Genomic DNA, 13,544 nt, shown 5'->3' with positions numbered 1-13,544 from the left:
GCGGACGGGTGCGGGTCAGCTGTGTCCGGGGTTCAGTGCCCGGGCGGTGAGCTGGTCCCTGATCCGGTCGATCAGGTCGGTGGCGTCGACCGGTTTGGTGATGTAGTCGCTGGCTCCGGCGGCGAGGCTCTTCTCCCGGTCGCCGAGCATGGCCTTGGCGGTGACGGCGATGATCGGCAGCCGCTCGTGCTCGGGCATCGCGCGGATCGCGGCGGTGGCGGTGTACCCGTCCATCTCGGGCATCATGACGTCCATCAGGATGACGTCGATCGCGGCGTGGGTGGCCAGGGCGTCCAGTGCGGCGCGCCCGTTCTCGGCCTGCAGCACGTTCATCCCGTGCAGTTCGAGGATCCCGGTGATCGCGTAGAGGTTGCGGTCGTCGTCGTCCACGACCAGCGCGGTGCGGCCAGCGAGGCTCGGGTCGGCGTCGGGGTCCCACGCCGGTGCGGTGCGGGCCGTGCGCGGGCGGATGTCCTCGGGTCGCTCGGCGCTCATGTGCAGGGCGACGCGTTCGCGCAGTTCGTCGAGGCTGGAGAGGATCTCCAGGGGCCGGGTCGCACCGCGGGTGAGCAGCTCGTCGTCGGTGGCGACGACGCGGCTGCGGTGGGCGAGCACGGGGACGGACTGCAGGGCGGGGTCGCCGTCCATGTCCTTCAGCAGGGCGAGCGCGGCGCCGTCGGCCAGGTCGAGGTCGAGGACCAGGCAGTGGCAGGGGCCGTCGGCGAGGGTGGCGGCGGCCTCGTGGACGCCGACGGCGGTGACGATCTCCACCTCGCGGCCGTCGGTGCGGGGCAGTTCGGCGAGGGCGTTCTCGGCGACGAGGCCCAGCAGCCCGTTGGCGCGGGCCTCGACGACCAGCAGGCGGCGGGCGGGCAGCGGCACCGAGGGGCCGTCGGCGCGCGGCGGACCGCCGACGGGCTCGACGGCCGCGGCGGTCGCCGCGGCGGGTTCGGACAGGTCGGGCCGGGTGGTGGGCAGGTAGAGGGTGAAGGTGCTGCCCTGGCCGAGGGTGCTGCCGACGGTGATCGCGCCGCCCAGCAGGTAGGCGATCTCGCGGCTGATGGACAGGCCGAGACCGGTGCCGCCGAACTTGCGGCTGGTGGTGCCGTCGGCCTGCTGGAAGGCGCCGAACACCGTCTCCAGGTGCTGCGGGGCGATGCCGATACCGGTGTCGGTGACCCGGAAGGCGACCACCGGGCCGTCCCGGCGCACGCCGTCGGGCAGTTCCGCCTCGGTGGCGGCCTCGATGCGCAGGTCGACGCCGCCCTGCGCGGTGAACTTGACGGCGTTGGAGAGCAGGTTGCGCAGCACCTGGCGCAGCCGGTAGTCGTCGGTGCGCAGCTCGCCGGGGACGCCGTCGCCGGTGCGCACGGCGAAGGCCAGGCTCTTCTGGCCGGTCATCGGGCGGAACGTGCCCTCGACGTAGTCGACCAGGGCGGCCAGCGGCACCGTCTCGATGTTGAGGTCCATCTTGCCGGCCTCGACCTTGGACAGGTCGAGGATGTCGTTGATGAGCTGGAGCAGGTCGGAACCGGCGGAGTGGATGATGCCCGCGTACTCGACCTGCTTGGCGGTGAGGTTCCGGGTGGGGTTCTGGGCGAGCAGTTGGGCGAGGATCAGCAGGCTGTTGAGCGGGGTGCGCAGTTCGTGGCTCATGTTGGCCAGGAACTCCGACTTGTACTTCGAGGCGACGGACAGCTGGTGGGCGCGGTCCTCCAGCTCCTGGCGGGCCTGCTCGATCTCCAGGTTCTTCGCCTCGATGTCGCTCTTCTGCGCCTCCAGCAGCTCCGCCTTCTCCTCCAGCTCGGCGTTGGAGACCTGCAGTTCCTCCTGCCGGGCCTGCAACTCCTCGGAGCGGGTCTGGAGTTCGGCGGTGAGCCGCTGGGACTCGCCGAGCAGTTCGTCGGTGCGGGCGTTGGCGACGATGGTGTTGACGTTGACGCCGATGGTCTCCATCAGCTGGCCGAGGAAGTCGCGGTGCACCGGCGTGAACGGCTGGACGGCCGCGAGCTCGATCACCCCGAGGACCTGGTCCTCGACGATGATCGGCAGCACCATCAGGGCCAGCGCGTCGGTGCGGCCCAGGCCGGAGGTGGCGGACAGGTAGCCGGGCGGCAGCTGGTCGACCGCGATGGTGCGGCGGCTGCGGGCGGACTGGCCGACGAAGGACTCGCCGAGCCGGAACGGGCCGGGCCGGGACGCGTCGCCGGGGAAGGCGTAGGAGGCGACCAGGCGCAGCACCGTCCCGTCGTCGGTCTCCTCGGCGAGGTAGAAGGCGCCGCACTGCGCGGAGACCAGCGGCGTCAGCTCGTCCATGATGGACTCGGCGACGACGCCCAGGTCCCGCCGGCCCTGCATCAGTGCGGAGAAGCGGGCGAGGTTGGTCTTCAGCCAGTCCTGGTCCTCGTTGGCGCGGGTGGTCTCGCGCAGGGACTCCACCATGAAGTTGATGTTGTCCTTGAGGTCGGCGACCTCGCCGGAGGCGTCCACGGTGATCGAGCGGGTGAGGTCGCCGGCGGTGACGGCGTTGGTGACCTCGGCGATCGCGCGAACCTGCCGGGTGAGGTTGCCGGCCAGTTCGTTGACGTTCTCGGTGAGGCGCTTCCAGGTGCCGGAGACGCCCTCGACCTCGGCCTGTCCGCCGAGCCGCCCCTCGCTGCCCACCTCGCGCGCCACCCGGGTCACCTCGGCGGCGAACGAGCTCAGCTGGTCGACCATGGTGTTGATGGTGGTCTTGAGTTCCAGGATCTCGCCGCGCGCGTCGACGTCGATCTTGCGGGTGAGGTCGCCGTTGGCCACCGCGGTGGTGACCTGGGCGATGTTGCGGACCTGGCTGGTGAGGTTGTGGGCCATGAAGTTGACGTTGTCGGTGAGGTCCTTCCACGTCCCGGCCACGTTCGGGACGCGGGCCTGCCCGCCGAGGGTCCCCTCGGTGCCGACCTCGCGGGCGACCCGCGTGACCTCGTCGGCGAACACCGACAGGGTGTCCACCATGGTGTTGATGGCGTCGGCCAGGGCCGCGACCTCGCCCTTGGCCTCGACGGTGATCTTCCGGGAGAGGTCGCCGCGGGCGACGGCGGTCGCCACGTCGGACATCGAGCGGACCTGGCCGGTGAGGTTGGAGGCCATCACATTGACGTTGTCGGTGAGGTCCTTCCACGTCCCGGAGACGCCCCGGACGGTGGCCTGGCCGCCGAGGTTGCCCTCGGTGCCGACGTCCCGCGCCACCCGGGTCACCTCGTCGGCGAACGCCGACAGCTGGTCGACCATCGTGTTGATGGTCTCCTTCAGCTCCAGGATCTCGCCGCGGGCGTCGACCCGGATCTTCTGCGTCAGATCGCCCTGGGCGACCGCGGTGGTCACCGAGGCGATCGAACGGACCTGCGCGGTCAGGTTGTCGGCCATGACGTTGACGGACTCGGTGAGGTCGCGCCAGGTGCCGGAGACGTCCTGCACGTCGGCCTGGCCGCCGAGCCGCCCCTCGGTGCCGACCTCGCGGGCGACCCGGGTGACCTCGCCCGCGAACGAGCTCAGCTGGTCGACCATGGTGTTGATGGTGTTCTTGAGTTCGAGGATCTCGCCGCGCGCATTGACGGTGATCTTCTGCGAGAGGTCGCCGTCGGCCACCGCGGTGGCGACCTGGGCGATCGCCCGGACCTGGCCGGTCAGGTTGCCGGCCATGGAGTTCACCGAGTCGGTGAGGTCGCGCCACGTCCCCGAGACGCCCTTCACGTCGGCCTGGCCGCCGAGGATGCCCTCGGTGCCGACCTCGCGGGCGACCCGGGTGACCTCGCCGGCGAAGCTGCCCAGCTGGTCGACCATCGTGTTGACGGTGTTCTTGAGCTCCAGGATCTCGCCGCGCGCGTCGACGGTGATCTTCTGCGAGAGGTCGCCCTTCGCGACCGCGGTGGCCACCTGGGCGATGTCCCGGACCTGGGTGGTGAGGTTGCCGGCCATCGCGTTGACCGAGTCGGTGAGGTCGGCCCACGTCCCGGAGACGGCGGGCACCTGAGCCTGACCGCCGAGCCGCCCTTCGGTGCCCACCTCCCGGGCCACCCGGGTCACTTCGGAGGTGAAGCGGGACAACTGGTCGACCATGCCGTTGAACACGGTCGCGATCTCGCCGAGCAGACCGTCCGCGTCGTCCGGCAGCCTGGTCCCGAAGTCCCCGTCGCGCACCGCCGTCAGACCGGCGAGCAGGAGCCGCAGTTCCGGCACGCCGACCTGGGTGGCGGAAGGACTCGCGCTCCCGCGCGAACCGTTGGGCGTTGCTGAGCCAGCCATCGAACGTCGCCTCTCTAGAGCCCACCCCGGCGCCGGGGGCACCGAGGCCGACCGACTACACAGGCACGTACCGCCTGGGAGGCTACCCCAGTCCTTACCGGAACCGGAAAGCCCGGCACCGGCTCGTTCGTGGACCCGGGCAGCGGGCGCTCCGCGTTCCACCGGGCCGGAGGCCGGGCTACGACCCGGGCGTCCGCGGCCCGCTGACCGGGGCGCCGTCCTCGCCTGTTCCGTGTCCGCTTCCGAATCCGCTTCCGTGTCCGCCTCCGTGTCCGCCGGGCATTCCCAGCCACACCCACAGCACCGCCGATCGCCTTCCCGTCCGCCGGGCGTTCCCCGGTCGGCAGCCGTATGCCCCGAAGTCACCGCCCGTAACAGGCGAGAGGGATCCCGGCCCGGCCCGCAGGCCCGCGGGGCCGCCGGATCCGGGCGAACCGGGCGATTCGGGTGATCCGGCGGAGCGGTGCATGACTCTCCGGAACCGGGGCACCCGAGCCGTGAACCATTCCCAGAGCCTGAGGAGTCCGCACCATGCTCGGTCTGATCCTGGTCCTGCTGCTCGTTTTCCTCCTGTTCGGGCTCGGCTTCGCCGTGAAGGTCCTGTGGTGGGTCGGCCTGGTCGTCCTCGCCATCTGGCTGCTCGGCTTCATCGCCCGGGGGACCAACGCCACCGGCAGTCGGGGGCGTTGGTACCGCTGGTAGCCGCCGCGCCCCGTGCTGCCGGTGCCCGTCCGCCGATTCGGCCGACGGGCACCGGCGTGTCCCGGGCACCGCGTGTCCCGGCCCGGCAGGGCCCCGGCCGTCGTCGGCCGGGCGCCCGCCTCAGTGCACGGAGGGCGGTTCGGGCGCCGGTGCGGCGGGCGCCTCGGTGCGGTGCCCGTCGGCGGGCCAGCGCAGCAGGGTGGCGAGGAGTTCGGAGACCGTCGGACCCGCGTCGGCAGGGTGGCGCAACTGCTTGCTCGCGATGACGCTGTAGTGGTTCGTGCGGCCGCGGCGCTCGTGGCTCAGGTACCCGGCCTGTTCGAGGTCGGTGATGATGCGCTGCACGCCGCGTTCGGTGAGCAGGCACTGGGTCGCGATGTCCCGCACCCGGATGCCGGGGTCGCGGGCGATCTGGACCAGCACGCGGGCATGGTTGGTCAGGAAGGTCCACTGCCGTTCGGTGTCCGCGCCGTTCTCCATCCCTCCACCTTAGGGCGGATCTTCATCGGACAGATCTTCCACGTCATGACAGGACAGATCTTTCACGACCGGCAAAACACGACACTGAATTCGTGCAATGGTTGACAGGTCTCCCAAACGGGCGAACAGTGGAGGGACAGCCGCCCGTACCGCTCCCGCAGCGGATCCGCGCGGCGGTCGTCCGACCGGAGGTGGTGCGCGTGGACCCGATCAGCAGGGAAGGACTGGCGCGGCTCGAACACCTGCTGGCCGAGCACATCGGCGTCCCTTGCCAGCAGGGCGAGCACGCGGGACGGGTCGAGCTGCTGCGCCGGCAGGTGCGCCACGCCGTCACCGGTATCGACGCCTACCTCGGCGCGGTGGAGGCGGGCAGCAGCGCCGCAGGGCTGCGCGAACGGGCGCTCGACCTGTGGCAGGGGCTGGAGCGGATCGCGGCCGCGTTCCCCGAGCCCGCCGCCGGCGTCGGTGTCGTCGGTCCGGGCGTCCGGTCCGCCTCCCCGGCCTGAGGAGGGCCCCGTGCTCGCCGGCCTGAGGTCGGAGACCGTCCGGATCGGTGACGCGGTCGTCTGCGTCTTCGCCGGTGACATGGTCCTGGACAGCGAGCCCGTCGCGTCCCGGGCGCTCACGGACGTCCTCGACAGCCGACCGGCCCTGCTCGCCGTCGACCTCTCCGGTGTCGAGCTGTTCACCTCCACCGGCCTCAACCTGCTCCTGGTCACCCGCCGCCGCGCCTTGGCCGAGGGCGTCCCGCTGGTGCTGGTCGCCCCGTCGCCGCGGACCGTCCGGACCCTGGAACTCACCGAGACCGACACGCTGTTCACCGTCCGCACCACCGTCGACGAGGCCCTGCGGGAGTACCGGCCGTCCACCTGAGGGCCCCTCGCGCCCCGGCGGAACCGGCCGGGCGGCCCGGCCACCGGTCCTGCACTGCCCGCATCGCCCGGAGGCGCGCTGCTGGGGCCGCAAGCCCGTGCCGGGGATGGTCCACGCCGCCCCGGCCTGCTTCGGTGCCGACGCCGAGCGGACCGTGGCGGTCGGCGACCACGTCTCGGACCTGCTGGCCGCACGGGCGGCGGGCTGCTGGGGCGTCCACGTCCGAAGCGGCCGGGGCGTGGCGCCCGCGTCGGGCGGACCCCGCGACCTCGGAGGCTTCCCGGACGTTTCGGCCTGTGTCGATGCCGTCGAACAGCGAAGGACCGCTCATGCCCCTCGACCCTGAAGCGACGCGCGAAGCCGTCGCGTCGAGCCTGGAGGATCTGCCGTTCCCATGGAGCGGGGAGCCGGTCGAGACCGTCGGCTGGGGCTTCTCGAACGTCGTGCTCCGGGTCGGCGCCGACGTCCTCGTCAGGGTGCCGCGCACGCCCGAGGCCGGGGACCGGAGCACGCACACCGCCGAGGTGCTGCGGCGGCTGCCGCCGCTGCCGCTGGCCGTCCCCGAGGTGCTCGGAACGCTTCCGGCCGGACCGAGGCTGCCCTTCGGCGCCGTGCTGCTCAGGAGGCTGCCGGGCGCTGTCGTGGACGACGACGCCGCCCGCGCGGACCGTGAGGCGTTCACGGGCGACCTGACCGCTTTCGTCTCGGCGCTGCACGGATGCGGCGACGAACCGCTGCTGGGTGTGCTCGGGGCGCACGGGGCCGGCCGTCCCGGCGTCGACGCCCTCGACGCCCTCGATGCCGGGACGGCCGCGGCCGCCGCGGACCGGCTGACCGGTCGCGAGCGGCAGGTGTTCGAACGCTGGGCCACGGCCTATCGGCGGTGGCTCGCCGGCGTCGAGCTCGTGCCGGTCCACGGCGACCTCTGGCCCGGCAACCTCCTGCGCGCCGCCGGGAGGCTCTCCGGTGTCCTGGACTGGGACGAGGCGAGGGTCGCCCCGCGGGCGGTCGATCTGTGCGGCCTCCGGTACCTGGGTCGCGACGTGGCCGAGGAGCTGGTGCGGGCCTACGCGGCCCGGAACTCCTGCGACTACGAGGTCCTGCACGAGGAGACCAGGCTCGCCGCGGTCCGGCGCGAACTGCGGGGCGTCACCTGGTCCCTGCGCCACGACGATCCCGGGGAACTGGAGGAGTCCCTGGACAAGGTGCGGCGGTCGCTGCACGAGTTCCTGCTTCCGCCCGCCTGACCCGGCCGGCCCCGCCCCGCCGGGCGGTTGACCCGGCGGGGCGGGGCCGGCGGGTGCGTCAGCCGAGGAGCGAGCCGGGGCCGCCGGAAGCCTGCGACGGGGCGCGGGTCGCCCGGGCCAGCCACCAGGTGGCCGCCAGACAGAGCGCGGCCAGGACGAACAGCACGGCCGGCACCGCGCGTACCTCGAACAGCTCGATGACCTTTCCGAGTGCCGGGCCGGCCGCCACCCCGCCGACCATCGATGCGGCGATCACCAGTGCTCCGGCCCGCCGGGCCGCGGGCACGGCGCGCCGCAACCAGGGCAGCCCGGTGGGGAAGATCGGTGCGATGAACAGGCCCACGCCCGCGTACGCGTACGGGGCGAGGCCGGGTTGCACGGCGGCCAGCAGGCAGAGAGCCGTACCGCCGCAGCTGACGGCGATGATGGCCGGCTCCGACCAGCGCAGCGTCAGCGGCGCCACCAGGAAGCGGCCCAGTGTCAGCATCAGCCAGTAGACGGAGGTCGCCGAGGCGGCGAGGGTGGCGCTGTGGCCCACGGCCTCCAGATGGGTCGGCTCCCAGCCGCCGACTGCGGCCTCCACCCCGACGTGCAGCACGTAGAGCACCACGAAGACGGTGAGCAGGGCGGCGGTCCGGCGGGCCCGTTGGTCCGCGGGGTGCGTGGCCGTGTCTGCGGGGAGGCCCCCGGGGTGCCGGTCGCGTACGCCGCCGAGCGGGATCAGCAGCAGCGCCGCCATCACGGCGAAGGCCGTGAAGACGGCAGGGTAGCGGTCGGCCCCGAACAGGCCGATCAGGGCCGGGCCGGCGATCGCGCCGATGCCGAAGTGCGCGTTGAGGATGTTGAGCATGGCGGGGCTGCGCCGCCCGAAGCCGGTGGCGAAGAGCTGGTTGAGGCCGTAGTCGATGCCGCCGAAGCCGAAGCCGGTGACCACGGCGCCGAGCAGTGCCAGCGGCCAGCCGGGGGAGAACGCGAAGGCGACGCCCCCGAGTGCCATCAGGGCGTAGGAGACACCGAGCAGGGCGCGGTTGCCGATCCGGCCGAAGGCCCGGTCGAAGCCGAGGACCCCGGCGACGCCCCCGACGAAGTGGGCGCTCAGCGCGAGTCCGGCGCCCGACGGTGACAGCCCGTACTCCTGGCGGAGGGCGGGCAGGGCCGGTCCGTACAGTGACTGAAGGGCTCCGATCAGGACGAAGCCGATGCAGGACGCGACGACCGCCGGGGTACTGAAGGACCGGTCGGGCCGCACGGCCGTGTCCGGCAGGGAAGGGAGTGTCTGCATGTGTGTCGCCAACCAGCGGTCTCTATAGGGAAGTAGAGGGAGAGTCTGCTGCGGCACTGCAGCGTGGGGCCCAGTGACGGCCGCCCAGTGAGTACGAGACTAAACAGAAACGAACGAATTCACACAGAACTTCGTCGACGATTTCGATCTCCGGACGCCGGACGGGCGGGAATCGGCCACCTTCGGCAGGCTCCTTCGCGGACCGGTGCCCCGGACTCTTCGCGACGAGTTCAGGTATCGGATACCATTCGGACGTGGGCATGACAGATGCGTCCGCGAACTTCTTCCCTGTCAGGGCAAACCCCTCATCAAGGAAGAACCATGACGCTACGTCTTGCCGCTCGCGCTTCCATGCTTGTGCTCTGCACGGCCCTCGCGGCCTCCGTCTCCCTCCCGGCCCGGGCCTCCTCGATCAGCAGTGTCCGGCCCAAGGCCGAGACCGCGCCGCTGTACGACGACGAGGCCGGTGGCGACGCGAACGCGGACGACCCGGCGATCTGGCGCAACAGCGCCGACCCGGGCCGCAGCCTGGTGGTCGCCACCGCGAAGAAGGGCGGCCTGCGGGTCTACGACCTGGACGCCCGTGAGGTGCAGTCGATCCCCGCGCCCGCCGGTCCGGGCGCCGACGACGCCCCTGGCCGCTTCAACAACGTGGACCTGGTGCAGGGCCTGCAACTGTCCGGCGGCCGCGCCGACGTCGCGGTGGTCAGCGACCGGGGCAACGACCGGTTGCGGATCTACCGCATCGACCGGGACAGGGCCGGTGGCCCCCTCACCGACATCACCGACCCCGCCGCGCGCCCGGTCTTCTCCGCCGACCAGACCGAGATCAACGGCCAGAAGACCGCCTACGGCCTGGCCACCTGGACGGACCGCGGCACCGGCCGCTCCTACGCGGTGGTCGGCCAGCGAAATCGCACCCGTATCGCCCTGCTGGAGCTGATCGCCACCCCGAACGGCACGGTGGACTACCGCCAGGTGCGCACGATCGACCTGCCGTCCTCCTTCCGCCTGCCGAACGGCACCTCCTGGACGCCCTGTGCCGAGCCGGGCGAACTGCCGCAGGTCGAGGGCATGGTCGTCGACCCCGCGGACGGCACCCTGTACGCGGGGCAGGAGGACGTCGGCATCTGGCGCATCGACGCGGGCCTCACCGGCACGCCGGAGCTGATCGACAAGGTGCGCGAGTACGGCGTGCCCGGCACGTACGACGAGGGGACCGAGGAGTGCGCTCCGGGGGCCGACCCCGGCTACGGCGGCAAGCGCCTGACGGCCGACGTCGAGGGGCTCACCCTGGTCACCGAGCCGGACGGCGACGGCTATCTCCTGGCCTCCAGCCAGGGCGACAACACCTTCGTCGCCTACGACCGCGAGCGTGACGACGACAACGAGTTCGAGGGCGCCTTTCGCATCACGGCGGCCTCCACCACCCTCGACGGCTCCGAGGTCTGCGACGGGGCCGCGGCCCTCAACGCGCCGCTCGGCTCCAAGTATCCGAAGGGCCTGCTGGTCGTCCAGGACGGCAAGGAGACCCCCGGCGACGGCGACCGCGAGGCGACCGGCTTCAAGTTCGTCGACCTGGGCAAGGTCCTCGACGCGATCGACTGATGCCACCGACTGATGCCACCGACTGATGCCACCGACTGACGCCACCGATTGACGGCATCGGCCGATGCCACCGGCTGACGCTCTCGACTGATGCCCGAGGCGGCCGGCGCACGGTGCCCCGCCGTGTGCCGGCCGCCTTGTCTCCCTTCGGTCGGGATCGACACGTGGGTCGGTGAGGATCCCTCCGTCCGTGACGCTATTCCGCGTAGAGCTTCGCCAAACGGGGCAGCCGACGGCTCAGCTCGTCGCCGTCCTCGAAGTCGAAGTCCCAGTCCGGGTCCAGCTCCGGAAGGCGGCAGGTGGACGGGGCGTCGGGGAGGTCCGCTCCGGTCGCCGCCCGGTGGGCGTTCCAGGCCAGGCCCAGGGCGTCCTCGCACTCGATGTCGAGCCCGTCCCTGGCGTAAGCACGGACCGCGGGAAGACCGGCGAGCGCGTCGGGATCGGTGATGACGCGCTCGAACGTCTCTCGGCCCTGGGTGATCAACCAGCCGCGGAAGTAGTCGAACCCGTCGTCGGAGCATCCCCCGTTGATCACGTAGGCGGCGCCCCACAGGGGTGCTCGGTAGGCCGGTGGGAGGGCGCGGCGCGGGCCGGATCCCCCATGGACCCCGCGTGCCACGAGCCCGGGCACATCGGAACCGCCGGACCGGCCCTGCCTCCGTTGCAGACGTGGTGGGTCCGCCGATCAGGTCGGCTCGGCCGGTGCGGCCCGCCGGTCCTCGGGTGCGGTGCCGCGGAGGTCGGGCGGCGTGGTCACGGGTGGCGTTCCAGGGTGAACTTCCAGGCGTCGGCGACGATGTCGTCCAGGTCGGAGCGGTGCGGGGTCCAGCCGAGGGCCTGGTGGGCGCGCTCGGCGGAGGCCACCAGGACCGCCGGGTCGCCGGCGCGGCGGCCGGAGACCACCACCGGGATCTCGCGGCCGGTGACCCGCTTGACCGACTCGATCACCTCGTGGACCGAGAAGCCGCTGCCGTTGCCCAGGTTGCAGATCAGGTGCTCGCCCGGCTTCGCCGCGTCCAGGGCCAGCAGGTGCGCGTCGGCCAGGTCCGCGACGTGGATGTAGTCGCGGACGCAGGTGCCGTCCGGGGTCGGGTAGTCGTCGCCGTACACCGCGATGTGCGCGCGCTGCCCGAGCGCGGCCTGGAAGACCAGCGGGATCAGGTGCGACTCCGGGTCGTGCCGCTCGCCGTGGGCGCCGTACGCACCGGCCACGTTGAAGTAGCGCAGCGAGACGGCGGCCAGGCCGTGGGCGACGGCCTCGCTGGTGATCAGGTGGTCCACGGCCAGCTTGGTGGCGCCGTAGGTGTTGGTCGGCGCGGTGCGGGCGGTCTCGGCGATCGGCACCGACTCCGGCTCGCCGTAGGTGGCGGCGGTGGAGGAGAACACCAGCTTGCGCACACCCGCCGCGCGCATCGCGGAGACCAGCTCCAGCGAGCCGGCCACGTTGTTGCGCCAGTACTTCTCCGGGTCCACGACCGACTCGCCGACCTGCGAGGAGGCCGCGAAGTGCAGCACACCGTCGAAGGAGCCGTCCAGGACCCCGCCGGCCTCCTGGATCCGGCCCTCGACGAACTCGGCACCGGCCGGCACGCCCTCCCGGAAACCGGTCGAGAGGTCGTCCAGGACGGTGACCTGGTGCCCCGCCTCCAGCAGGTGGGCGGCGACCACACTGCCGACATAACCGGCGCCACCCGTGACCAGGTACTTACTCATGACGAGACCTCCAGCGGGTGCAGTACGGCCGCCTCCGGCGACCCTTCGTCGAGGAAGGCGTCCGGGCCCGGTCATGGCTCTCCCTCAGCCGGACCAGGGGCCCACGGACCGCTTCCACCGATAGATCAATCATGCTCAAACATAAATCAACATAAGTCAACGCCGTGAAGGCCTGAACGGCTGCTCGGGTACCGCGGACGACGACCCCCGGGCCCGGTCGGCCCCGGGGGTCCCGTCGTGGGGACGGTCGCCGCTCGCGCTACCGGCGGCGGTTGCCGTTGCGCAGGCTCATCCGGCGAAGCCGGTGAGGGTGGTCTTGCCGATCGTGGTGCCGGACTCCTGGCGGCGGTGGGCCTCGCGGAGGTTGGCGGCGTTCACCGGGCCGAGGTCGGTCGTCGCCGTGCTGGTGAGCACGCCGTCGTCGGCGAGCCGGGCCACCCGCTCCAGGATGTGGTGCTGGGCGTCCAGGTCCGCGGTGCGGTGCAGCGAGCGGGTGTACATGAACTCCCAGTGGAACGAGATGCTCTTGGACTTGAGCACGCCGATCTCCAGGGCGCCGAAGTCGTCGATGGCCACGATCGCTCCGAAGGGCCTCAGCGCCTCGGCGTAGGCCGGGAGGTTGCGGTCGGTGCCGACCGTGCTGAACACCAGGTCCACCCCGTCCGGGGCCACCTCGGCCAGCTGCCCGGCGAGCGGTTCGCGGTGGTCGACGATGTGGTGGGCGCCCATCCGACGGGCGAACTCCGCGCTCTCCGGGCGGGAGGCCGTGCCGACGACGGTCAGCCCGGTCAGCGCGCGGGCCAGCTGGGAGACCATCGCGCCGACCCCGCCCGCAGCGGCGGTCACCAGCAGGGTGCCGCTGCGGTCGGGGGCGACGGCGGCCAGCCCGAGGCGTTCGAACAGCCCCTCCCAGGCGGTCAGCGCGGTCAGCGGCAGCGCGGCCGCCTCGGCGAAGGAGAGCGAGACGGGCTTGTGCCCGACGATCCGCTCGTCCACGGCGTGGTACTCGGCGTTGGCACCCGGGCGGTCGATCGCCCCGGCGTAGTAGACCTCGTCCCCGACCTCGAACAGCTCGACCTCGGCGCCCACCGCGACCACCGTGCCGGCGGCGTCCCAGCCGAGCACCTTCCAGTCGCCCTGCGGATCGACGTTCTGGCGCACCTTGTGGTCGACCGGGTTCAGCGCCACCGCCTCCACCCGGACCAGCAGGTCCCGCGGACCGGGCTGGGGAACCGGCAGCTCCACGTCCTGCAGGCTGTCCGGGTCCTCGACGGGCAGGCTCGCGCGGTAGGCCACGGCACGCATCGTCGCGGGGATCTCGTTCTTGCTCATCACGGTGTCCTTCGTTGCGGGGT

12 protein-coding genes are annotated in these 13,544 nt (G+C 72.2%); 6 read left to right on the top strand and 6 right to left on the bottom strand.

Features of this window, described 5'->3' with window-relative positions; translation table 11 throughout:
• Positions 1-15: 15 nt before the first annotated feature.
• Positions 16-4,284 carry a HAMP domain-containing protein gene (locus tag OG715_RS01925; RefSeq protein ID WP_327063733.1) on the bottom strand — a complete coding sequence of 1,423 codons (4,269 nt, stop codon included), beginning with the start codon at positions 4,282-4,284 and terminating at the stop codon, positions 16-18.
• A gap of 531 nt (positions 4,285-4,815) precedes the next feature.
• On the opposite strand from OG715_RS01925, the gene OG715_RS01920 reads away from it, so the two are divergent.
• Entirely contained in the window at positions 4,816-4,986 is a 171-nt protein-coding gene (locus OG715_RS01920; protein WP_266309025.1) for a hydrophobic protein, read from the top strand.
• 120 nt (positions 4,987-5,106) lie between these two features.
• Here OG715_RS01920 and OG715_RS01915 read toward each other — a convergent pair whose 3' ends face one another.
• Complete coding sequence (locus OG715_RS01915; RefSeq protein ID WP_327063732.1) at positions 5,107-5,466, bottom strand: helix-turn-helix transcriptional regulator; 360 nt, start codon at positions 5,464-5,466, stop codon at positions 5,107-5,109.
• A 200-nt stretch (positions 5,467-5,666) separates the two neighbouring features.
• Between OG715_RS01915 and OG715_RS01910 the strand changes: the two genes are divergently transcribed.
• The 4 genes from OG715_RS01910 (at position 5,667) to OG715_RS01900 (ending at position 7,586) form a co-directional block, all read left to right on the top strand.
• Entirely contained in the window at positions 5,667-5,972 is a 306-nt protein-coding gene (locus tag OG715_RS01910; RefSeq protein ID WP_327063731.1) for a hypothetical protein, read from the top strand.
• 10 nt (positions 5,973-5,982) lie between these two features.
• Positions 5,983-6,339: an STAS domain-containing protein gene (locus OG715_RS01905; RefSeq protein ID WP_327063730.1), complete on the top strand. Its 357-nt coding sequence runs from the start codon at positions 5,983-5,985 to the stop codon at positions 6,337-6,339.
• 97 nt (positions 6,340-6,436) lie between these two features.
• On the top strand, positions 6,437-6,685 hold the full coding sequence (locus tag OG715_RS42340; RefSeq protein ID WP_407660935.1) for an HAD hydrolase-like protein: 249 nt from the start codon (positions 6,437-6,439) through the stop codon (positions 6,683-6,685).
• On the top strand, positions 6,669-7,586 hold the full coding sequence (locus OG715_RS01900; protein ID WP_327063729.1) for a phosphotransferase family protein: 918 nt from the start codon (positions 6,669-6,671) through the stop codon (positions 7,584-7,586). The genes OG715_RS42340 and OG715_RS01900 overlap by 17 nt, the downstream gene beginning before the upstream one ends.
• 58 nt (positions 7,587-7,644) lie before the next feature.
• On the opposite strand, the gene OG715_RS01895 is transcribed toward OG715_RS01900, so the two are convergent.
• Positions 7,645-8,868 (bottom strand): MFS transporter, encoded by a 1,224-nt coding sequence (locus tag OG715_RS01895; RefSeq protein ID WP_327063728.1) that lies wholly within the window; start codon positions 8,866-8,868, stop codon positions 7,645-7,647.
• Between the two features lie 321 nt (positions 8,869-9,189).
• Between OG715_RS01895 and OG715_RS01890 the strand changes: the two genes are divergently transcribed.
• Complete coding sequence (locus OG715_RS01890) at positions 9,190-10,476, top strand: phytase (RefSeq protein WP_327063727.1); 1,287 nt, start codon at positions 9,190-9,192, stop codon at positions 10,474-10,476.
• Between the two features lie 196 nt (positions 10,477-10,672).
• On the opposite strand, the gene OG715_RS01885 is transcribed toward OG715_RS01890, so the two are convergent.
• The 3 genes from OG715_RS01885 to OG715_RS01875 form a co-directional block, all read right to left on the bottom strand.
• On the bottom strand, positions 10,673-11,095 hold the full coding sequence (locus OG715_RS01885) for a DUF4240 domain-containing protein (RefSeq protein WP_327063726.1): 423 nt from the start codon (positions 11,093-11,095) through the stop codon (positions 10,673-10,675).
• Between the two features lie 134 nt (positions 11,096-11,229).
• Entirely contained in the window at positions 11,230-12,189 is a 960-nt protein-coding gene (gene galE / locus OG715_RS01880) for a UDP-glucose 4-epimerase GalE (protein ID WP_327063725.1), read from the bottom strand.
• A gap of 288 nt (positions 12,190-12,477) precedes the next feature.
• Positions 12,478-13,521, bottom strand: a complete 1,044-nt coding sequence (locus OG715_RS01875) for a zinc-binding alcohol dehydrogenase family protein (protein WP_327063724.1) — start codon at positions 13,519-13,521, stop codon at positions 12,478-12,480.
• Between the last annotated feature and the right edge of the window lie 23 nt (positions 13,522-13,544).

It is taken from the genome of Kitasatospora purpeofusca (assembly GCF_036010405.1).
Taxonomy (GTDB): domain Bacteria; phylum Actinomycetota; class Actinomycetes; order Streptomycetales; family Streptomycetaceae; genus Kitasatospora; species Kitasatospora purpeofusca.
The sequence above is the reverse complement of the archived record's forward strand: the minus strand, read 5'-3'. Positions and strand labels throughout refer to the sequence as shown.